The following is a 24,096-nucleotide window of genomic DNA, read 5'->3' as shown; positions in this document are numbered from 1 at the left end:
CAATTATCGCGATAAAAAGTGGGGTCATGATCTGATGCGGGAAGCCATTGCAGGTATAAAATCAAATTTTGGTAAAGACAAAATTACGATTGGTGCCCAGTTGTACTTAAAGAAATTCTACGAAAGCCACGGTTTTGTTCAGACCAGCGAAATGTATCTGGAAGATGATATTCCGCATATCGAGATGGTTCGTTCTTAATAATATAGAGATTAGCTTTCCGGAATAGTTTCTTTCCGGAAAATATTTTAATTTACAGAAATAGACCCAAGATTAGTTTGTATTAAAGATTATAACAATATGAAAGGTACAAGTTAGAAGCTTACAGGAACAAGAAAGTCAATGTAAATGCATAAAATATTCGGAAAAACGGAAGGACTTTCCTGCTTTTTTATGCTCTTCTATATTTATCAATCATCCCAATCATCCCAGTCACCCCAAGGATCATATTTATAATTATCATCAATCTTTTCAAATTTAACGCCACGCAATTTAAGTGACTCGAACTCACTCTTAAATAACAGTGAACACACAGGCTTTGATATTTCCTTACAGAAAAACAAATGTTCTTTTATGTCACTCCTAATTTTAAATTTATCTATCTTCTCATAGTGAGTATTATCTAAACCTCTTTCATCTGGAGTGTTTAATTTCCCTGTTTCTATATCCTTTGATATCGTGAATACTGAGCTATCCTCATCCATTATAGATAAATAACTAGAAAGGTAGAATAAAAAATATTTATTTGACGGGGTTTTGTCTCTATATAAACTTACTTTAATGGGGACGCTTATAAATTTTACATCCAACTTAGAGACCAGCATTAACATTTCAGATGAAATTAAGTCATCATCCGGGAAGTAATCCCCATCTAAATTGTACGCCTTTACTTTGGCTAAATAATGATCTGAAAAGTCACCAGAGGATGGCGGAGCCTTAAAAAAATCATAATCAGGTAATTCAGGTTTCCATTCCTTATCCATAAAGTGTGGCATGCCTGAATCATTAGGTTGGTATTCGATAACAAAAAAATCATTTTCATCATTAATCATGGTAATCTACAATTTTGTAAGAACTAACTTTTGAAATTTTAAGAAATCATTATCATCTAAAACAAAAAGTTTTCGTTAACAGTTTCAGATACCAATTGATTAAATGAACTTTACAAGTTAGAAAGTGAGAAAAAATCTATTAATAAAGCAAATGTAAAAAATATAATTTAAATCTTACAAATAGAGATTTAAAAAATATAAAAACCTGATATACTGTGTTTACTTAGACCTCGAAAGGAAAGATAAAAAGGCGTTACATGTAATCGGTGAGTATAATGGAAAACGGTAGTTTATACGTTTATTCGACTAAGGAATTACTTTTGATAATAATTCAATTGGCACGGTAGTAATTGACTTCAATTATCGCGATAAAAAGTGGGGTCATGATCTGATGCGGGAAGCCATTGCAGGTATAAAATCAAATTTTGGTAAAGACAAAATTACGATTGGTGCCCAGTTGTACTTAAAGAAATTCTACGAAAGTCACGGTTTTGTGCAGACAAGCGAAATGTATCTGGAAGATGATATTCCGCATATTGAGATGCAGCGCGGTTAATCTAAATTTGGGTGATAAAAAACTCGACGCGTCTGTCTAACTTATCGCCTCGTCCGAGTGGGTATTTATTCCCGCAACCCTGAAAAGTCATTCTGCTTTTGGATATTTTCCTGTCCATTAAATACATAAAAACGGTTTTGGCACGATTCCAGGAGAGCCTTCTTTCTTTGGTGGCTTTGTCAATGGCGTCATTGTAAATTTCTGGAGTGCAGCAGACATGGCCCCGGATTTCAAATTCAATAGTTTTTTTCTCCTGAAGGATGACGGCAATTTTGTCTAGTTCTTTTTTGGAATTATGGGTGAGCCTGGAGCTTCCGAGGTCAAACAAAATATTGTCCAGATAAATTTTATCGCCAACCTTTAGTTTGTTTTTAAAAGAGTTGTGAATTCCTTTTCCAAAACTGTTGCGCTTGACGACGATTAAGTCTACCCGCCGGTTTTGAGAGCGGGTTTCGTGCAGATTTTCTACCGTATCGGGTTTTATGATCACACGGCCTTTTCCTTCCAGAATCACTATTTTACTCTGGTTAAAACCATTCAATACCAATAGTTGCTGGATAGTATTAACCCGGTTTTTTGATAACCTGTAATTGTATTCGTCAGTGCCGCGATCATCGCAATAGCCGTAAATTTGTATGGATTCTACTTTTGAGGTATCAATTGTTTTTATAAAATTGGTAACGACATCTGCTTGCTGGTCCGTAAGATTGAACTTGTCGAAATCAAAATATATCGTTTCGACGGGTTTCTGTTGTGCTGACAAGTTGAAAATAAAGAAAAGAAACAGAACTTTACAAATTTTCATTTTTTACATTTTTAAAATCGTTTTATACTCAGTCTGATTATTCAAAACGGTCACCGCTTTTTTAATTTCTGAATTGTTTTTAATATAAAACTGATACAAACCTTCCTGATACTGGTACCTTTTGATAAGTTCCTCCTGAATCAGGTTTTTAATTTCCTTCTGGTTTTTATCCAGTAAGGTGGTTTCGCTTTTTTCAAGGGCATTTAGTAATTGCTGATATTCCGGTGCGATCGTTTCGTCTATTTTTTCACTTTTGGCAGCAGCCAGCGTGTTTTTCAGGGCTACTTCAGTTTCGGTATCAAAACTGATTTTGTTGATTTTCAGATATTGTTTAAATGCAGTATAATCCGCTTCTGTAAGTACAGGGATTTTATCTCCCAAATTTGGGTTTTTATAATAGTAAGAGGTGGCATAATCAAAAATCCCGTCGTTTTTTAACAACGCATTCGTAATCGGACTCATTTTGGTTTCTTCCAGTTCAATATCCGGTAAAACACCGCCTCCATCATAAACGGTTCTTCCTTTTCGGGTTTTAAAAGCGTTGAAATTTTTAGCATCTGTTTTTTGGGCGACACCATTTTTGTCTTTGTGCGCATAATCCAAAGCCTGAATGCAACGGCCAGATGGCGTATAATAGCGGGAAATGGTTACTTTTAACTGCGTTCCGTACGTAAGATCAACAGAACGTTGTACCAGCCCTTTTCCAAAACTACGGCTTCCCAGAATGACCGCACGATCTAAATCCTGCAAAGCTCCTGAAACAATTTCCGATGCAGAGGCACTTCGTCCGTTGACCAATATCGCTAAAGGAATCTCCGTATCAATAGGCTCGTTTTGGGTTTTGTAAGTGTTGTTGTGTTTTTCGATTCTCGATTTTGTTGTTACGATCACTTCGTTTTTAGGAACAAACAGATTACAAATATCAATGGCTTCGTTTAGTAAACCTCCCGGATTTCCTCTTAAATCAAGTACAATCTGTTTGGCTCCGTCTGCTTTTAGTTTCTCCAAAGCACTTTTTACCTCTGCGGAAGCTTTTCTGCTAAAATGAGCCAAAACAATATAACCGGTTTTATCATCTATTTTCCCGTAGAAAGGAACAGATTTAATATCCACTTCGTCTAATACAAGTTCAGTGGTGTACGGTTTTCCCTGACGCAGGTATTTGATGGTGATTTTGGTATTTTTGGTTCCCTTCAGTAATTGGGAGGCATCCTCTTTAAAATCAGCAATTAATACATCGCCAATCTGGATAATTTCGTCACCGGCTTTCAGTCCGGCTTTGTCAGCAGGATAGTTTTTATAAGGTTCACGAACAATCAGGCGGTCTTTTTTGCGGGCTATCATGGCACCAATTCCCGTGTATTCTCCGGTATTGTTGATTTTGAAGTTGACAACATCCTGTTCGTTAAAGTAAACGGTGTAAGGATCTAAACTGCCCAACATACTTTTTATGGCTTTATCCATCAAATCCCCGGGATTTGTTTCGTCTACATAATTGGTATTTACAGCTTTGAATAAAGTGGTAAAAATCTCGATCTGCTTGGCTATTTCAAAAAAGTCGTCTTTGAAACTGGTTCCGATAAATAAAAATCCGGCCGCAACAGCAGGAATAATGAATTTCTTTTTGAAATAAGGATACATGAGTTATATTTTTTTTCTTTTAAATCTTTTTCTAAGGTAAAAGGCTATTACGCCAAACAGGATAAGGAATGGCCAGACACTAATAATCCAGATGAATAAACCGGACAATTCAAAAAATCCGGATTGTATGGCGGTTAGTACTTTTGAACCATAGGAAATTTTGATGCTTTGCTTTTCGGCAATAGGTTTGTAAAATTCTATCGAAATCCGGCTTTCAGAAACACGGCTTTGGAGATATTTCAACTGACCTTGTTTGGATTCGATTTCTTCGCGAATCGCAGAAATCTGCTTTTCAATTTCCAGTATTTCACTTATTTTGGTCGCTTTCTTTAAAATTTCGATGTAACGTTCTTCCAGCTTTTGCTTTGTTTTCAATCTAGAATCCAGATCAATGTACTGTTCGGTTACATCTTCGGTTGAAATGTCTTTCTGGTCAAAATAAGAAACACCTTTTGAAATCGATTGTAAAAAAACATCAAAATTCTGGCTTGGAACACGAACGGTTATATTTCTATAGAGCGAATAGTCATTTTTTCCTTCTGAGTCAGACTGTATCGTGGCATCGCTTTGCTTAACAGCGCTTTGAATTTTCCGGAAGGTCTCTTCTATGTCATTCGTTTCAAATTTCAGGCTCGCATATTTAATAATCTTTTGAGGAATGGCTTTTTCTTCATCCGCTGTTCCGGGTGGAGGAGGTGCTGACACAGTTATCGCAGAAACTTCATCTTTATATAGAGGGCTGTCCGCATCTGCCTGTTTACTACAGCCAGAAAACAGCAATGCAAAAACCAAGGAATATAAAGCAGGTCGCATAAAATTTGAATTTAGAGCTAAAACTACAATTTTTTTATAATTTTTTGTCTAATCTGATAAATAAAGTTGTATTTTATAGCTTATAATTCAGTTTTATGCTCAGAATCGTTCGTTTTGTTTAGCTGCAGGAGAAATTTTTCAAACAACTGAATGGTTTTGGTGTTGATCTCATCGTAAGACAAACGATCTTTACTTTGATAGAAAAGCATAAAAGAATAAGGTTCTTCGACGTTGTCCCAAAGCAGATTTTTATTCAGACGATAGGTTTCCCGCAGTACACGTTTGAAGTAATTGCGATCAACCGCTTTTTTGAAGTATTTTTTGGAAACCGAAACGCCTACCTTGAATTTTTCTTCCGATCCCGCTTCTCCGGCACAATAAACCAAACGCAGGGGATACTTGGAAACTGATTTTCCCTCAGAAAAAAGTAACCCAATGGTTGTTTTGCTTTTTAGACGTTCGTTTTTTGGGTAGGTAAAGTTCATTTAATTCAGAAAAAAGTTGCAATTTTATAGGGCAAAGGTACAATTAAACCATAAAAACGGTTATTGTTTTTAATTTTAATACCGCTAAAAATATATTTATTACTTTTGGCCTTTAATTTTTTTAAGCATGCAAAAGATAATTTCGTATCCCATATCCGTAATTTACTATTTATGTTTTAGTTTATGTTTATTGGTTTTTCATCCAATACAATGGATTTGCCTGAATCTTTTTGGTTATCAGGCGCATAAAAAGAGCGTTGATTATTTGAATTTTTTCCTTCTAAGATGTACCAATCTTGTGGGAACAACTTATAAAATTGAAAACAGAGAGACAATTCCTACCGGAGTTCCGTTAATTTTTGTCTCAAATCACCAAAGCATGTACGATATCGTGGCAATGATTTGGTACTTTAGACGTTTTCATTGTAAATTTGTAAGTAAGAAAGAGTTAGGTAGCGGAATCCCAAGTGTCTCATTCAATTTAAGACATGGAGGTTCAGTGCTAATTGACCGTAAAGACCCAAAACAAGCCATTCCCGTAATCAAAGGCTTGTCTGAATATATCGAAAAAAACACCAGATCTGCCGTTATTTTCCCGGAAGGTACCCGAAGCAAAACCGGAAAACCAAAAGAATTTGCCCAAAGCGGTTTAAAAATCTTATGCAAATATGCACCATCGGCGTATGTTGTCCCGGTGAGTATAAACAACTCATGGAAAATGGTACGATATGGAATGTTCCCTGTTGGTTTAGGAAATCGCCTTACCTTTACCGTTCATAAAGCTTTGGCCGTAAAAGATTATGATTTCGCCGAATTAATGGCTATTACAGAAAAGGCAGTTGTAGAAGGAGTAAATGAATATAAATAGATTTTCGTTTTGTGAAAGCAAACCTTAAATCCCAAATCTAAAATAAGTAATGTCTATAAAAAACATTAGATTAGAAGTAATGCAGTTTTTGGAAAAAAACGTAGATAGCTTCGTTGAACAGTATTTAATTCCAGTGGAAAAAATTTGGCAGCCGTCTGATTTTCTGCCTAATTCTGAAGGAGATAATTTCTTTGAGGAGGTTAGAGAATTGCGTGAAATTGCGAAAGAATTGCCGTATGATTTCTGGGTAACACTTGTGGGTGACACCATCACCGAAGAGGCTTTGCCAACCTATGAATCATGGCTAATGGATGTAGAAGGAATCAACCAGATCGAAAATGGTGGGAATGGCTGGTCGAAATGGATCCGTCAATGGACCGGTGAAGAAAACCGTCACGGTGATTTACTAAATAAATACTTGTATTTGTCCGGTCGTGTGAACATGCGTGAAATTGAAATGACGACACAGCATTTAATCAACGACGGTTTTGATATCGGAACCGGATCTGATCCGTACAAAAACTTTGTATACACCAGTTTCCAGGAATTAGCAACTTATGTATCACACAACAGAGTAGCCCAGATGGCTAAGAAATTTGGTGATAATAAATTGTCTAAAATGTGTAAAATGATTGCGGGTGACGAAATGCGCCATCATCATGCCTACAGTGAATTTGTAACCAGAATTTTTCAGGTTGATCCAAGCGAAATGATGTTAGCCTTTCAATACATGATGAAACAGAAAATTGTTATGCCGGCACATTTCCTGAGAGAATCAGGTCAGAAAATCAGTTCTGCTTTTGAGCAGTTTTCAGATTCGGCACAACGTATTGGGGTTTATACCGCAAATGATTATGTGGATATCATGCAAAAGTTAATCGATAAATGGGAGGTTGATAAAATCACCAATTTAACAGATGAAGCAGAAAAAGCACGTGATTACTTAATGAAATTGCCGGCACGTATGGCCAGAATTTCAGAGCGATTAGTGATCCCACAGGAATCTCATATTTTCAAATGGGTAGAACCTGCGAGATTGTAATTTCAACATTTTAATTGAAAATCCGTTTAAAGCAACTTAATTGCATTAAATAAACCATAAAATTTATGTTGATTATTGAAGTTTATAAAACTTTGATAATCAACATTTTTTAATAAAATGGGTTTGGCTGAATTTGTTAATGCAACAATGTTTAGCCGAAAACCTGTAAATTCACACCCTATTTTCAAGCATAAAAAATTTATGAATACGACAGATCTAATAAACAAAACAATCTCATTTGTAAAACAAAAACTGCACGATGCCGAAGGTGGACACGATTGGTTTCACATTGAACGGGTGCATAAAAATGCATTGTTGATTGCAAAAAATACAGATTGTGATTTGACAGTGGTTGAATTAGGTGCTTTGCTTCACGATATTGCTGACAGCAAATTTCATAACGGAGATGAAACAATCGGCCCGAAAACAGCACGCTTATTTCTGGAAGGTGAAAATGTTACCGAAGAGATCATACAGCATGTCGTAAATATCATAGAAAACATCTCCTACAAAGGCGGTAATTTTGAAAAGACATTTTCTTCAACTGAACTGGACATTGTTCAGGATGCGGACCGTTTGGATGCCATCGGAGCCATCGGAGTAGCGAGAGCTTTTAATTACGGAGGTTTTAAAAACAGGGCGCTTTACAATCCTGAAATTGAACCGGTAAGCAATATGACCAAGGAAGAATACAAAAAGAATAATGCGCCGACCATAAATCATTTTTACGAAAAGCTCTTACTCTTAAAAGATAAAATGAACACCGAAACCGGAAAACAAATCGCAGCCGAAAGACATCGTTTTATGGAGTTGTTCCTCGCGCAGTTTTACGCGGAATGGGAGGGGGTTAAGTAGTTTTCAGTCTCAGTTTAGAGTCTCAGTTTTCAGTGCCGTTGCGCGTCTTTTAACTACAACATTAAAAACTCAGCACCCTTAGCACCTCCAAAAAAACCTTTGCAACTCTGAACCTCTGCAACTCTGAACCTTAAAACTAGCTACACCCACAATTCCCGTCACCGCAATCCTTCTTCTTTTTAGATTTCCAGAAGAATTTCTTGATCAAAAAAGCAACAGCGAAAGCTAGTATGGCGAAGGCAATGATTTCCTGTATCATGATTTTTATTTTAGAATTTGATACGCTATTAAAGCGACAAAATAAGCAAGGCCGCTCATGAATACCAGCTGCATGGCAGGCCATTTCCAGGAGTTCGTTTCTTTTTTGGTAATGGCAAGCGTACTGGCACATTGCATGGCAAAAGCGTAAAACAGAAGCAATGAAATTCCCGTTGCAAAATTAAAAATCCTGGAACCCGTTGCCGGATCCACTTCCTGTTGCATTTTGCTTTTTATGGTGGCTTCGTTATCACTATCTCCCACACTGTAAATGGTTGCTAATGTTCCCACAAAAACCTCACGGGCAGCAAAGGAACTGATTAATGCAATTCCGATTTTCCAGTCGTAACCCAAAGGAGCAATTGCAGGTTCGATCGCGCGCCCCATAATTCCGATATAAGAGTTCTCTAACTTCTGGGAAGCGACTTCATTTTCAAACTGAAGCTGATTTAAGTGTTTTTCTGCTGTTCTTTCTTTTACGATGGCTTCTGCCTCGTTAAAATCCTTTCCGGGTCCGTAAGAAGCCAAAAACCATAAAATAACAGATATTGCCAGAATGATTTTACCTGCTCCAACAATAAAGGCTTTGGTTTTCTCCACCACATTGATTCCAACATTCTTGAAAAGAGGTAATTTATAACTCGGCATTTCCACTACGAAATACGTTTTGGTATCTAATTTTAAAACTTTATTTAAAATATAAGCCGATAAAATGGCTGTTCCGAATCCTAAAACATACAGGAACATTAGCGTAAGCCCCTGAAGATTTAAAATTCCGAGGACACGTCTGCTCGGAATCACCAGCGAAATAATAATCGCATAAACAGGCAATCGTGCAGAACAGGTCGTAAACGGAGTTACCAAAATAGTAATCAGTCGTTCTTTCCAGTTTTCGATATTTCGCGTTGCCATAATCGCGGGAATGGCACAGGCTGTTCCTGAAATCAAAGGCACAACGCTTTTTCCCGAAAGCCCGAATTTGCGCATGATCTTGTCCATAAGGAAAACCACACGGCTCATATAACCGCTTTCTTCCAGAATCGAGATAAACAGAAATAAAAAAGCAATTTGCGGAATGAAAATAATAACTCCGCCAATTCCCGGAATAATTCCCTGAGAAAGCAAATCGGTTAAAATACCGCTGGGTAATTCCTGTGCAACCCAGCTGCTTAAAGAGGCAAAAGTGCTGTCAATAAAATCCATCGGGATGGTAGACCAGCTAAAAATGGACTGGAAAATAAGAAAGAGAATCCCTGTGAAAATAACATATCCCCAGACTTTGTGCATTAAAACGCGGTCCAGTTTTGCTCTGAAATCTTTGGCCATTGCAGCATCTATTTTCAAGCCGTCTTTTAAAACGTTATTGATGAACTGGTAGCGTTTTATGGTTTCTTTTTGCTGCAAACGTTTTAATTCCGAATGCGATTTGGTAAAAACATTTCGAATTTCATTTCGGTCTAAATTCGAAAAATTCACATCCTGCGTTATCACCAGCCACAATTTGTACAGCAATTGGTTTGGAAATAATTTTTGTAAACCACTAAAATATTCGGGATCAATTTCCAAAGCATTCAGACAGGATTCATGCTGAAGCGTTTTATAGGAAACAATCAGGTTTTTTAGCTCTTCGATGCCGGTACCTTTTCTTGAACTGATCAGCGCAATTTTAGTTTTTAGTTTTTCTTCTAAAAGCGGAATATCCAGCGTAATTCCTTTTGTTTCCATTCGATCCGCCATATTAATGACTAAGATCGTTGGAATTTCAAGGTCTTTTATCTGCGTATAAATCAGTAAATTTCTTTTCAGATTTTCAACATCCGTCACAACAACTGCAACGTCCGGATATAATTTGTCATTTTTGTTCAGCAGGAGTTCAATCACCACGCTTTCATCCATAGAACTGGCGTTCAGACTATAGGTTCCCGGTAAATCTAAAATGTTCGCTTTTATGCCATGCGGCAGTTTACAGAAACCGATTTTTTTCTCAACAGTTATTCCGGGATAATTCCCTACCTGTTGATTAAGTCCGGTAAGCTGATTGAATACGGAAGTTTTTCCTGTGTTTGGATTCCCGATAAGGGCAACATTAATATTTTCGACACCCATTACAAATTGGTTTTGATCAGTTCAACTTCAATTTCACGAGCAGTTTCTATACGAATGGCAACATGAGAACCATTAATGTCCAGATACAAAGGATCTCCAAAAGGAGCAATTTGAAGCAATTCAACCATACTGCCCGGCAGGCAACCCATTTCTAATAATTTAAGAGGAATAAGTTCGATATCAAAATCTTTAATAATGGCTTTCTCGCCTTTTTTTAGGGAATGGATTGTATTTCGCAAAGCTTATTTAGATTGAATTTAGATTGCAAAAATAGGCATTTATTCTATATGTCTAAGTATTTAATGCCTATACAAATGCTAAATCTTTCTAAAAATAAAGTGTTTTATTCGTTACACAGAAAATCAATGTCTGCCAAAAGACGTTTGATATCTTCTTTATTGGTTCCGTCATAGAAACCTCGGACGCGGCGTTTTTGGTCTACCAGAACAAAATTTTCAGTATGAACCATATCGTAAAGCTGATCCGGTCTGCCAAGTTTTACCGCCAGGTATGATTTCCGGGCCATGGTGTAGATTTCTTTTTTATCCCCTGTAACCAAATTCCATTTACTGTCTACAACGCCATGTTTTATGGCATAGGCCTTCAATACCGGAATACTGTCAACTTCCGGGAAAACCGTATGGGACAGTAACATTACTTTCGGATTATTTAAAACTGCTTTTTGAACATCGGCTAAATTAGTCGTCATTTTAGGACAGATCGAACCACAGGTAGTAAAGAAAAAATCGGCCACATAAATTTTGCCTTCGTAGTTTTTCTGTGTAATGGTATCTCCGTTCTGATTGACAAAAGAAAAATCGGCAATCGTATGGTACTTGCTTTTGTACTGAATGGTACTGTCCACCAATTCAGGATTTACGTCGGCAGGATTGTAAATGGGTAATGTTTTTTGTGGTTTTAAAGCCGAATAAAATAAGGATATGGTGACAACCGAAAATAAAATTAAAACAATAAAGAATTTGCGGTATTTGTAGAGCAGCGATTTCATAAACATAATTTGGCGCAAAAATACAAAAAGCACTTTTTAAATCCCCGGTTCGTCCTTTTTTTAACTTCTAAAACGGCTGTAATTTTTAAAGTTTCGAATTCTTCAATTCAGTTTCTCAACCGGCGTCAGATTTTAATTCTAAAATTGCAGGTGAGAACTTTAAGTCATACTATTTAATTTTAGCTTTCCGAATCGATTTGTTGACCAGATACAATCCGCTTAAGGTGACAATCACGCCGATTGCAATTGCCTGTGTGAGCGGTTCTCCAAAAATAAAAAAGCTAAGAACGATGGCAACAACCGGATTGATGTACGCATAAATACTGCTGACTTCTGTTGGAAGATGCTGTAAGGAATAGATAAAAGCAATAAAAGTCAGGATAGAACCAATTACGACCAGATACCCAATCGCCCACCAGGAAGTTAGCGGTATCTGACTGTAAGGAATATTGACTCCGGAAACTTCTGTTACAGAGAAAAGTATAAAACTCGAAATCAGCATTTGTAATCCCAAACTAAAATAAGGATTAAAACTTGCTGCTTTTTTCTTGGTATGTAAAATGCCAAAAGCCCAGGTAATTGTAGAGGCTACAGATAAGAAGATTCCAAATTGAAAATCCGGTCTTAAAAAATCGCCCAGATGGTCCATGAAAATAATACAGATTCCGCCAAAGCAGATTAAAAGCCCTGTTACGGCCAGTTTTGCAATTCGTATGCCTTTAAAAAAACAAATGACAACAATCCAAATCGGGAAGATCGCACCAATGATAGCGCCTAGTCCACTGCTGATGTATTTTACGCCCCAGGTACTTAGTCCGTTACTGCACACAAAGTTCAGAACAGCCAAAATTAAGATGGTCTTCCATTGTTTGCCTTTTGGCCACGGTTCTTTTTTCAATAAAAAATAGCCCACATACAAAATGCCTCCCAAAAACTGACGTATCGTTGCCAATTGTAAAGCCGGCATGTGTTTTACGCCCTCTTTTGAGGCAAGCCAGGTGGTTCCCCAAAAGAAACTTACCCAGCATAAGGCCAGAATAGGTAAACCTATGGCTTCCACTTTATCTGAAAATGCGGCTTGTATTTTTGCTCTCACTTTTGTTTGGATTGGTTTGACAAATATTCCAAAAACTATTTCAAATAGAAGATAAAAAGAGCATTAATATTCATGAAACTTTTAGCTGCTTCTGATGAAATATTTGCATTAAAAACGCGCAAAGGATTATTATACAATTTTAACATAAAGTTTGAAATAATAGCAATATGTTTGTATTAAACCCTTAATTCATAAATTATAATGATAAAACAGCTTAACAAACCAGTGTTTTGTGTTGTTTCTGTAATGTTTTCCCTAACAGCAGTAACAGCTCAAAATGCAAAACCAAAAGAACCGGGAATCAATATTTCCTATATGAATACCAAAATCAGCCCGACAGAAGATTTTTTCCGTTATGTAAACGGAACATGGCTGGATAAAACAGAGATTCCAAGTGACCGAAATTCATGGGGAAGTTTCAACGAACTCAGACAAAAAACCGACGATAATTCACTGGCTATTTTGAAAGAAGCTTCGAAAGATCCTAAATACAAATCCAACACCGATCAGGGTAAAGCAATTGCTTTGTTCAATACCATTTTGGATACCGTTGGAAGAAATAAGCTGGGCGTAAAACCTCTGGAACCTCTTTTAAAGAAAATTGATGCGATAAAAAACGTAGCAGATTTACAAAATTTCCTTATCGAAATGGAGCCTCAGGGCGGTATTGGTTTCTTCGGAGTCGGAATCGGTGCTGATGCGAAAAACAGTAATGTAAATTCAGTGAGCATCGGACCCGGACGTTTGGGACTTTCGGATAAAGATTACTACAATGCTGATGACAAGGATTCTAAAGAAAAACGTGCTAAATATGAGCTTCATGTAGCCAGAATGATGCAGTTTATCGGAGAAAATCCGGCAAAAGCAAAACAAAGCGCGGCTCAGATTCTGGCATTGGAAACGGCTATGTCTGCTCCGAGATTAGATCGTGTGGAGCGCAGAGACCGCAGAAAACAATACAACCCAACCGCAGTTGCTGATTTAAAAAAGACAATTCCTTCTATTCAGTGGGATAAGTTTTTTGCAGGAATCGGAATGGCGAAAGTAGATACGGTAATTGTAACACAGCCTCGTTATATGGCTGAATTAGAAAAGATCTTTACGGAAAAGAAAGTAGCAGACTGGAAAGAATACCTGAAATGGTCGGCTTTAAACAGGTCCGCTTCTTTATTAAGTACAGATATCGAAAATGCCAATTTTGATTTCTACGGGAAAACCTTAACCGGAGCTTTAAAACAACGCCCGCGTGAGGAAATGGCTTTGCAGGTAATCAATAACGCAACAGGTGAAGCTTTAGGGAAATTATATGTTGAAAAATTATTCCCTGCCGAAGCAAAAGATAAAGCTCAGAAAATGATTCAGAACGTTATTCTGGCATATGAAAACAGAATCAATGCATTGCCTTGGATGTCTGCAGCGACTAAAGTAAAAGCGATTGAGAAATTAAAGAAAATCACCATAAAAATTGGTTATCCGGACAAATGGAAAGATTATTCCGCTTTAGAAATTAAAAATGTTGCAGAAGGCGGAACATACTTTACCAATATGGCAAGTTTATCAAAATGGGATTATAAAGAAGATTTGGCTAAACTGGGTAAGCCGGTGGACAAAACAGAATGGGGAATGTCTCCGCAAACGGTAAACGCATACTACAATCCGTCTTATAACGAAATTGTTTTCCCTGCAGCCATTTTACAACCTCCATTTTACAACTACCAGGCAGACGAAGCGGTAAATTATGGTGGAATCGGAGCGGTAATCGGTCATGAAATTTCACACGGTTTTGATGATTCAGGAGCACGTTACAATGCAGACGGAAACCTTGTTGACTGGTGGACGGCTGATGATTTAAAACAGTTTACAGAACTTGGAACGGCATTAGCAGCTCAATACAGTGCTTTAGAGCCTTTACCGGGAATACATGTAGATGGTAAATTTACCTTAGGGGAAAATATTGGTGATTTAGGTGGAATAAACGCTGCTTATGATGGATTGCAATTGTATCTGAAAGCCAATGGAAATCCTGGTTTAATTGATGGTTTTACACCGGAACAACGTTTCTTTATTTCATGGGCTACCGTTTGGAGAACAAAATCAAGAGATGAGGCGATCAAAAGCCAGGTAAAAACAGATCCGCACTCTCCGGGAATGTACAGAGCCTATGTGCCAATTCAGAATGTAGATGCTTTTTATGATGCTTTTGGAATCAAAAAAGGAGATAAGATGTATATAGAACCAGAGAAAAGAGTTAAAATCTGGTAATATCAAATCATAAAAAAACGGCGCTGATTTCAGCGCCGTTTTTGTTTTATCTTTTATGGAATGGCAATAAATAAATCTACTTCTGCATTTTCAGGATTACGTGTTTTCTCACCGTACACTTCAAAATCAGCAGTAAAACTTCTGTTTAAATCGGAATTCCAGATTTCCAGCCATTTATTGAAAACAATACCTTCGTTTAAATTTCCTTTGGCAGTGAGTTGTACATAGTCGGCTGTCTCAATTGATTTTCCCACCATGTTTTCAGGGATGAAATCTAAACTTTCAACCTCACAGCCGAGAATAGTGGTGTAAGGTTTGGTATGATCTTTTTCGTAATCCGTATAGATACAAAAAATAGCCTCAGAAACTTTACCCGGAATCTTATGCTGAATTCCTTCAGACATAAATTGGTTCCAGAGTGCAGGAATATCTTCTCCGGATTTACCATTTTCGTTTGTAGTTCTCACTGAAATACCGATTACGTTGAATTTTTGAATGATCATTTTACTTCATTTTGGATTAAGCTGTAAATTTAAAATCATGCAATGACAACAGTATGTCAGCAGGAACAATAAGGACTACTTCAAATTACTGTAGATATACGTTTCTATGGCTTTCAATTCTTCATCAGACATGGCCTGCGTTACGGGAAAATTAATTTTCATTACCGAAAACTGACTCGGATCGACAATCGGATCTGCATTTCCTTTTAGAAACGTAACAATGTCCCCTTTTTTATCTTTATAAATTTTGGCAATTTCCTGAATACTTGGGCCAATGACTTTTTGGTCGACCTGATGGCAGGAGGTACAATTTCCTCTTCCTTCAAAAATTTCTTTTCCTAAAGCTTCCGGAGTGGTGGCTTTCGCCGATTCTCCTTCTGAGTATGCTTCTGTTGAGGTTGTAACAGGATTTTCAGTGGTTTCTTTTTTACAGGAAGCCAACGCTAAAACGGCAGATAAGAATAGTATTTTTTTCATGGTTTATTTGTTTAAAAGGATGGCTGCTTCTTTGGCAAAATAAGTCGAAATCAGACTGGCACCGGCGCGTTTGATACACATCAGTTGTTCCATCATGATTTTGTCATTATCCAGCCAGCCTCTTTCTGCAGCTGCTTTTATCATTGCATACTCTCCGGAAACATGATAAACCGTAACGGGAACATGTACGGCATTCTTTACTTCACGGACAATATCCAGATAAGCAATTCCCGGTTTTACCATGACCATATCGGCACCTTCTTCGACATCAGACAAAGCTTCTTTTATGGCTTCAATACGGTTGGCATAATCCATTTGATATGTTTTTTTATCTTTTGGAATGTCGGTTGTATCTACCGGAGCTGAATCTAAAGCATCGCGGAAAGGACCATAAAAAGCAGAAGCATATTTAGCCGAATAGCTCATGATGCCCACATTATGAAAACCTGCCGCATCCAGGCCTTCTCTTAAACGCAAAACACGTCCGTCCATCATATCACTTGGCGCCACAAAATCAGCTCCTGCCTGAGCATGTGAAACCGCCATTTTTACTAATGCGGCAACAGTGCTGTCGTTTTCAACATCGCCATTTGCTATTATGCCGTCATGGCCGTAAATAGAATAGGGGTCTAAAGCCACATCCGGCATTACAATCATTTCCGGACAGGCGGCTTTGATAGCGCGAATCGCCTGTTGCATTAATCCGTCTTTATTCCAGGCTTCTTTTCCGGTATTGTCTTTTAGGTTTTCGCTTACTTTTACGTAAATGTTTACCGCACGAATACCCAAAGCGTAAATTTCTTTTACTTCTTCTACTGTTAAATCAATCGATCTGCGGAAAATTCCGGGCATGGAAGGAATTTCAACTTTTACATTTTCGCCTTCAGCAACAAACATGGGAAACATAAAGTCTGACGGACTTAAAGTGGTCTCACGAACTAAAGAACGAATGGATTCATTTACTCTTAATCTTCTGCCTCTGTGTAATGGGAACATAGTATTTTAGATTTTAGATTTTAGATTTTAGATGTTGACTTCTGAAATCATAAGTCGCTGATCTGCTTTCTTAAATCGTGTTGTTGTTTTGTTTTTATTATTATTGAGATATAAAAGTATCTAACTAATATATTATTACATATTTATTGTAAATATTATTGAAGTACCTATTACGGTTAGCATAATAGCTAAAAGATAAATTGAAATCCATTTTGTTATTTCCAATGTATTTTCTTCTTTATAAAGAAAATGTCTTAAAAGAAGTAAAAAAGAACATAAAACAACAAACATTGTAATAAACGTTAAAAATTTAAATTCAAATTTTTCCGAACTCTGAGCTGTATTAACCCCTTGAAAAAGCAATGCGATTATAGCAGAAAAAATTCCTAAGAGTTCAATGTTTTTTATTTTACTATTTTCTAATTCTTTTTCTTGAGAAATTAATTTAAGATCCAGCCGGTCGAAAAGAATTGAAAAATTCTGTAGATTTTTTATTTCCTGTTTTCCATTTTCAATTTTGCTTTCTAAGCTTTCAATTTCTTTTAGTAAAGAGTCATAATCTAGGGGTAATGAAAATGATGATGGAGAAAAAACATTCAAAAAAACATCATCATTAACTTTAAACGCAAGTAAACATTCTTCAAAAGGTAATTGATAGGCATAAAAAAAATGATTTCTACACCAACTAAGATTGGTTTTGTATTTTTTTGTTATTTCTTCTAAATGCTTAATTGCTACTTCTATTTTTTCAATTAATTCCTTTTTTAATCGCTCACCTTTTTTTAATTCATCATTAATATGTTCAATATATTGAATAATAAATTCAGCTAATTTCTTATATGGAAAAAAATTTTCTATAACAGATTTAGACTGTATTTGTTTAATCCTTTCCTTTTCTTTTTCAAGAAATTCCTCAAAATTAAATTCTACTGAAATTTTTTCTTTTTCTTTTTCTACAGAGCATGATAAAGCGCAATTTTGCACATAATTTTCAGATATTTTTCTAGAATACAGGTTGAAAATAGTATTTTTAATCTCTATATTATCCAGCTTTATCGCCTCTAAATCTTTAACTTTTTTATCAAAGTCTTTGGCTATTTTTATTAATCTATGTCGATCCCAGTAATTTTCTTTAAAATCTTGAAAAGATTTTAATCTTCTGACGTAAACGTCATTTTCTTCAGAAAGATAATGTGTCTGTGAATAATCATCCCATTTGTAAAACTGTTCGAAAATATAAAGATGAGTTTCTAAAGAAAATGAATTTTCAATACCAGAAGCTACATAATATTGGTTTTCTGAATTTAATTCTTGATTTTTTCTAATTATAAGTTTTCTAATTAGAAAAGTAGTTTTATCTGTTAAAACATCTAATATAAACTTTATTTGACTATCCGGAAAAGGAAATTTAACTAAGCATTGTTTAAATGATATGTTTAAATTTAAAAGTGTTTCTAGATTTTCTTCATTGTTTCGCAATGTAAATTCTTTTCTACTTAAAGTTAAATTTTCTAAGAAAATAGTGCTCAAAATTAATTCAAAATCTTTTTTTTCAAATTTTAAATCTTCAATAATATTGTAAGATCTGTCAGATAGATTAAACACTAAAATTTTGTCTAATTTTTGTATTATGCCATCAATAAAATCTTTATTTTTTGAATATTCTTCCAAACATTGTTTGTAAGAAAATAGGAATTTTGTGGTTGATAAATATTCTGTATATCTTCCTTCTACTGTAGTATTTGCTATAAATGAAACGTCGGGGAATTTAAAAAAAGTATCAACTAAACTTATTAATAAATTGATGTCTGCCGAAAAGTTTTCATCTAAATATTCGCCTTCTAGCACGGAATAATTTAAGAAAATGAAAAGTTCAAGTAAAAATTCTTCTTCTTTTATTTTTAGAGCGTCAGAAAAAGCTTCAAATTTAGTGACAGATTCTGGTATATGATCGTAAATATCTTTTACCAAAGTATTTTTAGAATCCGTAATCTTAGAAATAATTTTAGAAATCCATTTCATGAATTAAGAAATGTAATTTAGATTAACAATTTTTTTATCTTTTTTAATTTCCTCGTTCGGCATTAGTTCTGAATAACTTTCTTTAGATTTTGCTAAATTGTAATATTTTTTCCAACTATTCCAAGTATGCGTTAGTTCAACTAGAGAACCTGCACCAGCAATAATTAAATTAGGTTCAAGTTTTTCTAATTTTTCAATAGAGTTTCTAATTTGTTGTTTTAGATTTGCATTTATCTCAGGAGGAATTGCTCCTTCAGTAAATGTTATTCTATCATTAGAAATTATAAAGAGTCCATCAAAATTACCTTTTTTCGATTTGTAATAATCATAGACACGAGTTTCAACAGGCCCATAAGGCATTGCATGAAATGTATTTTGATCTAATAGATCCGGTTGGTCCTCACTGTTAATGGCAACTACAAAAAAATGTAATTTTATAATTTTTAGAATTGTAAAATCATTAAAATCATTAAATATGTCCATTGAGACATTTTTTTTAGTGATATACCAATTTCTTAATTCAAAAACAATATTCTTGAAAATATTAATTGTTTCCATCTATCTTTTTTGTTTGTTTTGTAAATATAATTAAATCAGATCCATTCCCGGGGATTTTCTAACACATTTAGTAATTTTTCTTCTTCACTTCCTGTTTCCGGATGATGATCATAAACCCACTGCACATGCGGAGGTAAGCTCATCAGGATACTTTCGATTCTTCCGTTGGTTTTTAAACCGAATAAAGTGCCTTTGTCATGAACCAGATTGAACTCTACGTAACGCCCGCGACGGATTTCCTGCCAGTTTCTTTGCTCGGGTGTATAAGGCAGATTTTTTCTTCTCTCCACAATCGGAACATAGGCTTCCAGAAAACTATTTCCCACTTCACTTACAAAACTGAACCAGTCTTCCATTGACATTTGTTCACTGGCTTTGCAATAATCAAAGAACAAGCCGCCAAGACCACGGGCTTCGTTTCGGTGTGCGTTCCAGAAATAGGCGTCGCATTGTTTTTTATATTTTGGATAAAACTCCGGATTGTGTTTGTCGCAAGCTGTTTTACAGGTTTGATGAAAGTGTTTGGCATCTTCTTCAAACAAATAATATGGCGTTAAATCCTGTCCGCCGCCAAACCATTGTTCGATTATATTTCCTTTTTCATCGTACATTTCAAAATAACGCCAATTAGCGTGAACCGTCGGAACCATCGGGTTTTTAGGATGGATCACCAGGCTTAGTCCGCAGGCAAAAAAATCAGCTTCGCCAACGCCAAACATCTTTTGCATGGCTTCCGGTAATTTTCCGTGAACGGCTGAAATGTTGACTCCGCCTTTTTCGATAACCGTTCCGTTTTCGATAACACGTGTTCTTCCGCCACCGCCTTCCGGGCGTTCCCAAAGATCCTCACGGAATTTTGCAGTTCCTTCAACGGCTTCCAGTCCGGCGCAGATCTGGTCCTGTAGTTTTTGTATGTATGCGTAAAATTTATCTTTCATGGGTCTTGTATTCTGATTTAAGTAATCCGAAATAAACGGTGTTTTGCAATTCGCCGTCGCCGTTTCTAAATTCGTCGCGTAAAAGTCCTTCTTGTTTAAAATTGTGTTTTAATGCGATTCGCTGGCTTGCCACATTAATTTCCGAAGTACAGATGAAAACTTTATTCAGGTTTAATTCATTGAAACAAAAAGCAAGTGCCTCCGAAACCATTTTTGATGTAATTCCTTTTCCCTGAAAATCTTCATCAATAAAATAACCCAATTCACATTTGGAAACACGGTAATCTATGGTTTTTACACATAAATAACCAATTAAGGTATTGCTTGTCAGATCTCTTGCGTAAAAATAGAAACCTTCTTTGTTTTTCTCTTTGTCAAGACTGACCTTTAGGAAATTTTCTGCTTTCTTCAGAGAATCAGCATTGGCCAGCGTTACCGGGAAAGTTTTTGCAATATGATTTTTATTCTTAGCAATTAAATTGTAGAATTCTTTGGGAAGAATATGTTCAATACGGTCCGTTTTCCAATCTGTAAAACTCATTTTTATTTGTTTTTAGCGGAAGCGATTTTAGTATTTATTGCAAACGAGAAAACTTTGCTTTCCTCTTGAATATACTGGTATAGGGCTAAAGCTTTATCTTCAAAATTATAATTTTCAGCTTTGGAAAATTCAATCAGAAAATCAGCAAATTGTTCCAGTTGGTCCCAGTCAAAATGAAGCTGCATTAATTGTGTAATCAATTCTTCATTCTCATAATCAGCCAAAGTTTCGATATTCAAACCAAAATCCTTAAGAGGAAGTTCGATATCGTTTTTCTCTGATTCAGGTAGCGGTTTAGGCACAAAAACCATAGTTTGCAATGTTTTTAGTACATTATCGATTCTGATTTTTTCTTCATCCCGTAAACCTTTGTTCAGCATTTTTTTGAGTTTTCAGTCTTGATCTCAGTTTTCAGTCTCAGTTTTCGGTTTCAAGATAAAACTGAAAACTGAAAACTGCGACTGAACACTATATAAACTATTGCCCGTATTCCTTAACCGCGTCAATAAAAGCTTTGGCATGGTCTACAGGGATATTTGGTAAAATTCCGTGGCCTAAATTTACGATATATTTGTCTTTTCCGAATTCGTCGATCATTTCATGAACCATTTTTTTGATGACTGGAATAGGGGAAAGCAATCTTGAAGGGTCAAAATTTCCCTGTAGCGTAATGTTTCCTCCTGATAAATAACGGGCATTTCTGGCAGAACAAGTCCAGTCTACCCCTAAAGCCGAAGCTTTACTTTTACCCATTTCATTCAAAGCAAACCAGCATCCTTTTCCGAAAACAATAACCGGAGCGTGATCGGCCAGAGCTTCAACGATCTGGTTGATGTATTTCCAGGAGAATTCCTGATAATCAACCGGAGAAAGCATTCCTCCCCAGGAATCAAAAACCTGAACGGCATCAACACCCGCTTTTACTTTTTCTTTTAGGTATAAAATCGTGGTGTCTGTAATTTTTTGCAATAAAGTGTGGGCTGCTATCGGATTAGAAAAACAGAATCCTTTGGCTGTATCAAAACTTTTAGATCCTTTTCCTTCAACCGCATAACAGAAAATCGTCCAGGGCGAACCGGCGAAACCAATTAACGGTACTTCGTCGTTTAGCATTTCTTTGGTCAGTTTAATGGCGTCCATTACATATCCTAAGGTTTCCTGAATGTCCGGTACATAAACGCCTTCAACATCAGCTGCAGTACGGATAGGATTTGGAAGAAACGGACCGAAATTTTCTTTCATTAAAACTTCAATTCCCATTGCCTGAGGGACAACCAGAATATCCGAGAAAAGGATCGCAGCATCCGGAGCAATTCTGCGAATAGGTTGTACGGTAATTTCAGCAGCTAATTCCGGAGTCTGGCAACGGGTAAAAAAATCATACTTGTCACGCAAAGCGATGAATTCAGGTAAATATCTTCCGGCCTGACGCATCATCCATACTGGCGGACGTTGAACAGTTTCTCCTTTTAGTGCTTTTAAAAATAGGTCGTTTTTTAACATTTTTTATTGCTTTAGGCTTTAAGCTTTAGGCTTTAAGCTTTGTTTTTATTTGTCTTTTTGCTTACGGCTTAGAGCCTAAAGCTTATTGCTTTATTTATTTGTATTCTTCAATGACATCTTCAATTACGTCTTCAACTGTTGGCTGATCTGCAATGATGATGTTTTTGGTGATTTTTTCTAAAGCGTCTGCTGTGGTTTCTCCAATGCAGAAGCATTTTTCTTTCTTTATGGTATTCTCTTTCAAATAACTCTCAACGCCGGAAGGGCTGAAAAACAGAATGGCATCGGGAGCCGTTTTTATTTTCTGAGGGGTTAGTGAAGTGTCATAAACCTGAATTTCATTGAATTTCACTTCACCCTCTTTCAATGCTTGCGGCAAAGTTTCCCTGCGAAGGTTTCCGCTAAAAAAAGTAAAGCTTTCCTGGCGGTAAATCAAGGTGATAATTTCGGCTAAATCAGAGGCATAACCCGTGTAAGCCACAACATTAAAACCACTTTCCGATAAAAGAATCTTTGTTTTTAAGCCTACGCAAAAAACATTTTTAGTTTTCAGTTTTTCTGATTCCGGATTTAATAAAACGCTGTGAACGGCATTCTGACTTGTAAAAATCAGGTTTTCGTTGAGGTCTTTTAATTCGAAAGGTTTGTTTTGCGTTTGAATAAAATCAGCTTCGATTACCTCGATATTGGCTTTTACCAATGCTTGTTTTTGTTCGCCCGACAGCTTTTTTGTTGCTACTATTTGAATTGGTTTTGCCATTATTTTTTCAGGGATTCTTTAATCGTTTGCATCAACTCGGCTCCGCCGTTGTTCAGGATTTCCTGAGCAGCAAAAAATCCCAGTTTTTTCCATTCTTCAATGGCAACTGTTTTGTCAATTTCGAGCTTTTGTTTTCCGTCAACAGAAAGTAAAATGCCTTGAAAATGAAGGGTGTCTTCGTCTTCATTATAACGTACCAAAGCTCCGATTGGTGCTGTACAACCGCCTTCTAAAGTTCGTAAAAACTGACGTTCGATGTAAGTACAGATTTCCGTTTCAATATGATTAAGCTGTGATAGTGCATCTAAAGTATAGTTGTCATTTTCCATTGCCACAACGAGCATCGCTCCCTGTGCCGGTGCCGGAATCATCCAGTCTAAATTAATATAATTTTCCGGTTTTAGGTTAATGCGCTCCAGACCTGCTGCAGCAAAAACAGCTCCGTCCCAGTTATTGTCCTGTAATTTCTGCATGCGGGTGTTTACGTTTCCGCGTAAATCAACCACTGTATGATTGGGGTATTTATGGAACCATTGCGCCTGGCGACGCAGACTTCCTGTTGCAATCGTATTCGGTTTGCCGGTAAAATCGGGATTTCCTTTGTGCACTAAAATGTCCAGAACATTCGCTCTTTCCAGAACCGCTCCCTGTACAATACCTTTTGGTAAGGCTGTTGGAACGTCTTTCATGGAGTGAACAGCAATGTCAACGTCTCCATTAATCATGGCAATGTCCAGCGTTTTGGTAAAAATTCCTGTAATTCCAAGTTCGTAGAGCGGTTTGTCCAGAATAATATCACCTGTTGATTTTACAGCTATAATTTCGGTTTTATATCCTAAATCGTTTAACTTTTTTTCGACAGTATGAGCCTGCCAAAGTGCTAATTCGCTATCGCGAGTTCCTATTCTAATAACTTTTTGAACCATATTATTTTTGAAATCCCGGAAATGAA

Annotated in this window: 27 protein-coding genes; 6 read left to right on the top strand and 21 right to left on the bottom strand. The window is 36.4% G+C overall.

Annotation, left to right across the window (positions count from 1 at the left end):
- Window positions 1–199: GNAT family N-acetyltransferase (locus tag GJU43_RS16380; RefSeq protein WP_154341978.1), on the top strand; the 199-nt coding region annotated here is incomplete at its 5' end.
- 209 nt (window positions 200–408) lie between these two features.
- Here the strand turns inward: GJU43_RS16380 and GJU43_RS16375 are convergent.
- Window positions 409–1,050 carry an imm11 family protein gene (locus GJU43_RS16375; protein ID WP_154341976.1) on the bottom strand — a complete coding sequence of 214 codons (642 nt, stop codon included), beginning with the start codon at window positions 1,048–1,050 and terminating at the stop codon, window positions 409–411.
- A gap of 313 nt (window positions 1,051–1,363) precedes the next feature.
- Between GJU43_RS16375 and GJU43_RS16370 the strand changes: the two genes are divergently transcribed.
- Window positions 1,364–1,606: a GNAT family N-acetyltransferase gene (locus GJU43_RS16370; protein WP_370455652.1), complete on the top strand. Its 243-nt coding sequence runs from the start codon at window positions 1,364–1,366 to the stop codon at window positions 1,604–1,606.
- 1 nt (window position 1,607) lies between these two features.
- Here GJU43_RS16370 and GJU43_RS16365 read toward each other — a convergent pair whose 3' ends face one another.
- The 4 genes from GJU43_RS16365 to rnpA all read right to left on the bottom strand — a co-directional run bounded on the left by GJU43_RS16365 (window position 1,608) and on the right by rnpA (window position 5,350).
- On the bottom strand, window positions 1,608–2,411 hold the full coding sequence (locus tag GJU43_RS16365; RefSeq protein WP_154341974.1) for an OmpA family protein: 804 nt from the start codon (window positions 2,409–2,411) through the stop codon (window positions 1,608–1,610).
- A gap of 3 nt (window positions 2,412–2,414) precedes the next feature.
- A complete protein-coding gene (locus GJU43_RS16360; protein WP_154341972.1) occupies window positions 2,415–4,052 on the bottom strand; it encodes a S41 family peptidase in 1,638 nt (545 codons plus the stop codon).
- A gap of 3 nt (window positions 4,053–4,055) precedes the next feature.
- Window positions 4,056–4,865, bottom strand: coding sequence for a DUF4349 domain-containing protein (locus tag GJU43_RS16355; RefSeq protein ID WP_154341970.1), 810 nt, complete (start codon window positions 4,863–4,865; stop codon window positions 4,056–4,058).
- Between the two features lie 80 nt (window positions 4,866–4,945).
- Window positions 4,946–5,350, bottom strand: a complete 405-nt coding sequence (gene rnpA / locus GJU43_RS16350; RefSeq protein ID WP_154341968.1) for a ribonuclease P protein component — start codon at window positions 5,348–5,350, stop codon at window positions 4,946–4,948.
- 127 nt (window positions 5,351–5,477) lie between these two features.
- Here rnpA and GJU43_RS16345 point away from each other — a divergent pair, with 127 nt between their 5' ends.
- The 3 genes from GJU43_RS16345 to GJU43_RS16335 all read left to right on the top strand — a co-directional run bounded on the left by GJU43_RS16345 (window position 5,478) and on the right by GJU43_RS16335 (window position 8,115).
- Window positions 5,478–6,218: a 1-acyl-sn-glycerol-3-phosphate acyltransferase gene (locus tag GJU43_RS16345; RefSeq protein ID WP_154341966.1), complete on the top strand. Its 741-nt coding sequence runs from the start codon at window positions 5,478–5,480 to the stop codon at window positions 6,216–6,218.
- Window positions 6,219–6,267: 49 nt separating this feature from the next.
- The gene (locus GJU43_RS16340; RefSeq protein WP_154341964.1) at window positions 6,268–7,260 is read left to right on the top strand and encodes an acyl-ACP desaturase; all 993 of its coding nucleotides are present in this window, start codon (window positions 6,268–6,270) and stop codon (window positions 7,258–7,260) included.
- A 201-nt stretch (window positions 7,261–7,461) separates the two neighbouring features.
- Window positions 7,462–8,115, top strand: a complete 654-nt coding sequence (locus GJU43_RS16335) for an HD domain-containing protein (protein ID WP_154341962.1) — start codon at window positions 7,462–7,464, stop codon at window positions 8,113–8,115.
- A gap of 136 nt (window positions 8,116–8,251) precedes the next feature.
- On the opposite strand, the gene GJU43_RS16330 is transcribed toward GJU43_RS16335, so the two are convergent.
- The 5 genes from GJU43_RS16330 to GJU43_RS16310 form a co-directional block, all read right to left on the bottom strand.
- Window positions 8,252–8,374, bottom strand: a complete 123-nt coding sequence (locus GJU43_RS16330) for a FeoB-associated Cys-rich membrane protein (RefSeq protein WP_154341960.1) — start codon at window positions 8,372–8,374, stop codon at window positions 8,252–8,254.
- A gap of 5 nt (window positions 8,375–8,379) precedes the next feature.
- Window positions 8,380–10,479, bottom strand: coding sequence for a ferrous iron transport protein B (feoB, locus tag GJU43_RS16325; protein WP_154341958.1), 2,100 nt, complete (start codon window positions 10,477–10,479; stop codon window positions 8,380–8,382).
- Window positions 10,479–10,718, bottom strand: coding sequence for a FeoA family protein (locus tag GJU43_RS16320; protein ID WP_132032923.1), 240 nt, complete (start codon window positions 10,716–10,718; stop codon window positions 10,479–10,481). Before GJU43_RS16320 ends, feoB begins: the two co-directional genes overlap by 1 nt.
- 104 nt (window positions 10,719–10,822) lie before the next feature.
- Entirely contained in the window at window positions 10,823–11,488 is a 666-nt protein-coding gene (locus GJU43_RS16315; protein ID WP_154341956.1) for an SCO family protein, read from the bottom strand.
- A 169-nt stretch (window positions 11,489–11,657) separates the two neighbouring features.
- Entirely contained in the window at window positions 11,658–12,584 is a 927-nt protein-coding gene (locus GJU43_RS16310) for a DMT family transporter (protein ID WP_370455651.1), read from the bottom strand.
- A gap of 201 nt (window positions 12,585–12,785) precedes the next feature.
- On the opposite strand from GJU43_RS16310, the gene GJU43_RS16305 reads away from it, so the two are divergent.
- On the top strand, window positions 12,786–14,846 hold the full coding sequence (locus tag GJU43_RS16305; protein WP_154341954.1) for a M13 family metallopeptidase: 2,061 nt from the start codon (window positions 12,786–12,788) through the stop codon (window positions 14,844–14,846).
- Window positions 14,847–14,899: 53 nt separating this feature from the next.
- On the opposite strand, the gene GJU43_RS16300 is transcribed toward GJU43_RS16305, so the two are convergent.
- The 11 genes from GJU43_RS16300 to hemC form a co-directional block, all read right to left on the bottom strand.
- Window positions 14,900–15,349 carry a GyrI-like domain-containing protein gene (locus GJU43_RS16300; protein WP_154341952.1) on the bottom strand — a complete coding sequence of 150 codons (450 nt, stop codon included), beginning with the start codon at window positions 15,347–15,349 and terminating at the stop codon, window positions 14,900–14,902.
- Window positions 15,350–15,424: 75 nt separating this feature from the next.
- Window positions 15,425–15,826: a c-type cytochrome gene (locus GJU43_RS16295; RefSeq protein WP_154341950.1), complete on the bottom strand. Its 402-nt coding sequence runs from the start codon at window positions 15,824–15,826 to the stop codon at window positions 15,425–15,427.
- 3 nt (window positions 15,827–15,829) lie between these two features.
- A complete protein-coding gene (hemB, locus tag GJU43_RS16290; RefSeq protein ID WP_154341948.1) occupies window positions 15,830–16,822 on the bottom strand; it encodes a porphobilinogen synthase in 993 nt (330 codons plus the stop codon).
- A gap of 135 nt (window positions 16,823–16,957) precedes the next feature.
- Window positions 16,958–18,844, bottom strand: coding sequence for a hypothetical protein (locus GJU43_RS16285; RefSeq protein WP_154341946.1), 1,887 nt, complete (start codon window positions 18,842–18,844; stop codon window positions 16,958–16,960).
- Between the two features lie 3 nt (window positions 18,845–18,847).
- A complete protein-coding gene (locus GJU43_RS16280; RefSeq protein ID WP_154341944.1) occupies window positions 18,848–19,402 on the bottom strand; it encodes a hypothetical protein in 555 nt (184 codons plus the stop codon).
- 35 nt (window positions 19,403–19,437) lie between these two features.
- The gene (gene hemF, locus GJU43_RS16275; protein WP_154341942.1) at window positions 19,438–20,340 is read right to left on the bottom strand and encodes an oxygen-dependent coproporphyrinogen oxidase; all 903 of its coding nucleotides are present in this window, start codon (window positions 20,338–20,340) and stop codon (window positions 19,438–19,440) included.
- Window positions 20,330–20,881, bottom strand: coding sequence for a GNAT family N-acetyltransferase (locus tag GJU43_RS16270; protein ID WP_154341940.1), 552 nt, complete (start codon window positions 20,879–20,881; stop codon window positions 20,330–20,332). Before GJU43_RS16270 ends, hemF begins: the two co-directional genes overlap by 11 nt.
- A gap of 2 nt (window positions 20,882–20,883) precedes the next feature.
- The gene (locus tag GJU43_RS16265; RefSeq protein WP_154341939.1) at window positions 20,884–21,261 is read right to left on the bottom strand and encodes a hypothetical protein; all 378 of its coding nucleotides are present in this window, start codon (window positions 21,259–21,261) and stop codon (window positions 20,884–20,886) included.
- A 97-nt stretch (window positions 21,262–21,358) separates the two neighbouring features.
- Window positions 21,359–22,384 carry a uroporphyrinogen decarboxylase gene (gene hemE / locus GJU43_RS16260; RefSeq protein ID WP_154341937.1) on the bottom strand — a complete coding sequence of 342 codons (1,026 nt, stop codon included), beginning with the start codon at window positions 22,382–22,384 and terminating at the stop codon, window positions 21,359–21,361.
- A gap of 94 nt (window positions 22,385–22,478) precedes the next feature.
- Entirely contained in the window at window positions 22,479–23,144 is a 666-nt protein-coding gene (locus GJU43_RS16255) for a uroporphyrinogen-III synthase (RefSeq protein WP_154341935.1), read from the bottom strand.
- A complete protein-coding gene (hemC, locus tag GJU43_RS16250) occupies window positions 23,144–24,070 on the bottom strand; it encodes a hydroxymethylbilane synthase (RefSeq protein WP_154341933.1) in 927 nt (308 codons plus the stop codon). The genes GJU43_RS16255 and hemC overlap by 1 nt, the downstream gene beginning before the upstream one ends.
- Window positions 24,071–24,096 lie beyond the last annotated feature (26 nt).

The sequence above is a fragment of the Flavobacterium sp. LC2016-23 genome (assembly GCF_009674775.1).
Taxonomy (GTDB): Bacteria; Bacteroidota; Bacteroidia; order Flavobacteriales; family Flavobacteriaceae; genus Flavobacterium.
This window is presented reverse-complemented; position numbering and strand designations above follow the sequence as displayed.

Coding starts and splice junctions, on each gene's coding strand:
- GJU43_RS16375 (WP_154341976.1), bottom strand. CDS start 1,050: ATGATTAATGATGAAAATGATTTTTTTGTTATCGAATACCAACCTAAT.
- GJU43_RS16270 (WP_154341940.1), bottom strand. CDS start 20,881: ATGAGTTTTACAGATTGGAAAACGGACCGTATTGAACATATTCTTCCC.
- hemC (WP_154341933.1), bottom strand. CDS start 24,070: ATGGTTCAAAAAGTTATTAGAATAGGAACTCGCGATAGCGAATTAGCA.
- GJU43_RS16315 (WP_154341956.1), bottom strand. CDS start 11,488: ATGAAATCGCTGCTCTACAAATACCGCAAATTCTTTATTGTTTTAATT.
- GJU43_RS16300 (WP_154341952.1), bottom strand. CDS start 15,349: ATGATCATTCAAAAATTCAACGTAATCGGTATTTCAGTGAGAACTACA.
- GJU43_RS16255 (WP_154341935.1), bottom strand. CDS start 23,144: ATGGCAAAACCAATTCAAATAGTAGCAACAAAAAAGCTGTCGGGCGAA.
- GJU43_RS16335 (WP_154341962.1), top strand. CDS start 7,462: ATGAATACGACAGATCTAATAAACAAAACAATCTCATTTGTAAAACAA.
- GJU43_RS16285 (WP_154341946.1), bottom strand. CDS start 18,844: ATGAAATGGATTTCTAAAATTATTTCTAAGATTACGGATTCTAAAAAT.
- GJU43_RS16345 (WP_154341966.1), top strand. CDS start 5,478: ATGCAAAAGATAATTTCGTATCCCATATCCGTAATTTACTATTTATGT.
- hemF (WP_154341942.1), bottom strand. CDS start 20,340: ATGAAAGATAAATTTTACGCATACATACAAAAACTACAGGACCAGATC.
- hemB (WP_154341948.1), bottom strand. CDS start 16,822: ATGTTCCCATTACACAGAGGCAGAAGATTAAGAGTAAATGAATCCATT.
- rnpA (WP_154341968.1), bottom strand. CDS start 5,350: ATGAACTTTACCTACCCAAAAAACGAACGTCTAAAAAGCAAAACAACC.
- GJU43_RS16340 (WP_154341964.1), top strand. CDS start 6,268: ATGTCTATAAAAAACATTAGATTAGAAGTAATGCAGTTTTTGGAAAAA.
- GJU43_RS16280 (WP_154341944.1), bottom strand. CDS start 19,402: ATGGAAACAATTAATATTTTCAAGAATATTGTTTTTGAATTAAGAAAT.
- GJU43_RS16330 (WP_154341960.1), bottom strand. CDS start 8,374: ATGATACAGGAAATCATTGCCTTCGCCATACTAGCTTTCGCTGTTGCT.
- GJU43_RS16265 (WP_154341939.1), bottom strand. CDS start 21,261: ATGCTGAACAAAGGTTTACGGGATGAAGAAAAAATCAGAATCGATAAT.
- feoB (WP_154341958.1), bottom strand. CDS start 10,479: ATGGGTGTCGAAAATATTAATGTTGCCCTTATCGGGAATCCAAACACA.
- hemE (WP_154341937.1), bottom strand. CDS start 22,384: ATGTTAAAAAACGACCTATTTTTAAAAGCACTAAAAGGAGAAACTGTT.
- GJU43_RS16295 (WP_154341950.1), bottom strand. CDS start 15,826: ATGAAAAAAATACTATTCTTATCTGCCGTTTTAGCGTTGGCTTCCTGT.
- GJU43_RS16355 (WP_154341970.1), bottom strand. CDS start 4,865: ATGCGACCTGCTTTATATTCCTTGGTTTTTGCATTGCTGTTTTCTGGC.
- GJU43_RS16365 (WP_154341974.1), bottom strand. CDS start 2,411: ATGAAAATTTGTAAAGTTCTGTTTCTTTTCTTTATTTTCAACTTGTCA.
- GJU43_RS16305 (WP_154341954.1), top strand. CDS start 12,786: ATGATAAAACAGCTTAACAAACCAGTGTTTTGTGTTGTTTCTGTAATG.
- GJU43_RS16360 (WP_154341972.1), bottom strand. CDS start 4,052: ATGTATCCTTATTTCAAAAAGAAATTCATTATTCCTGCTGTTGCGGCC.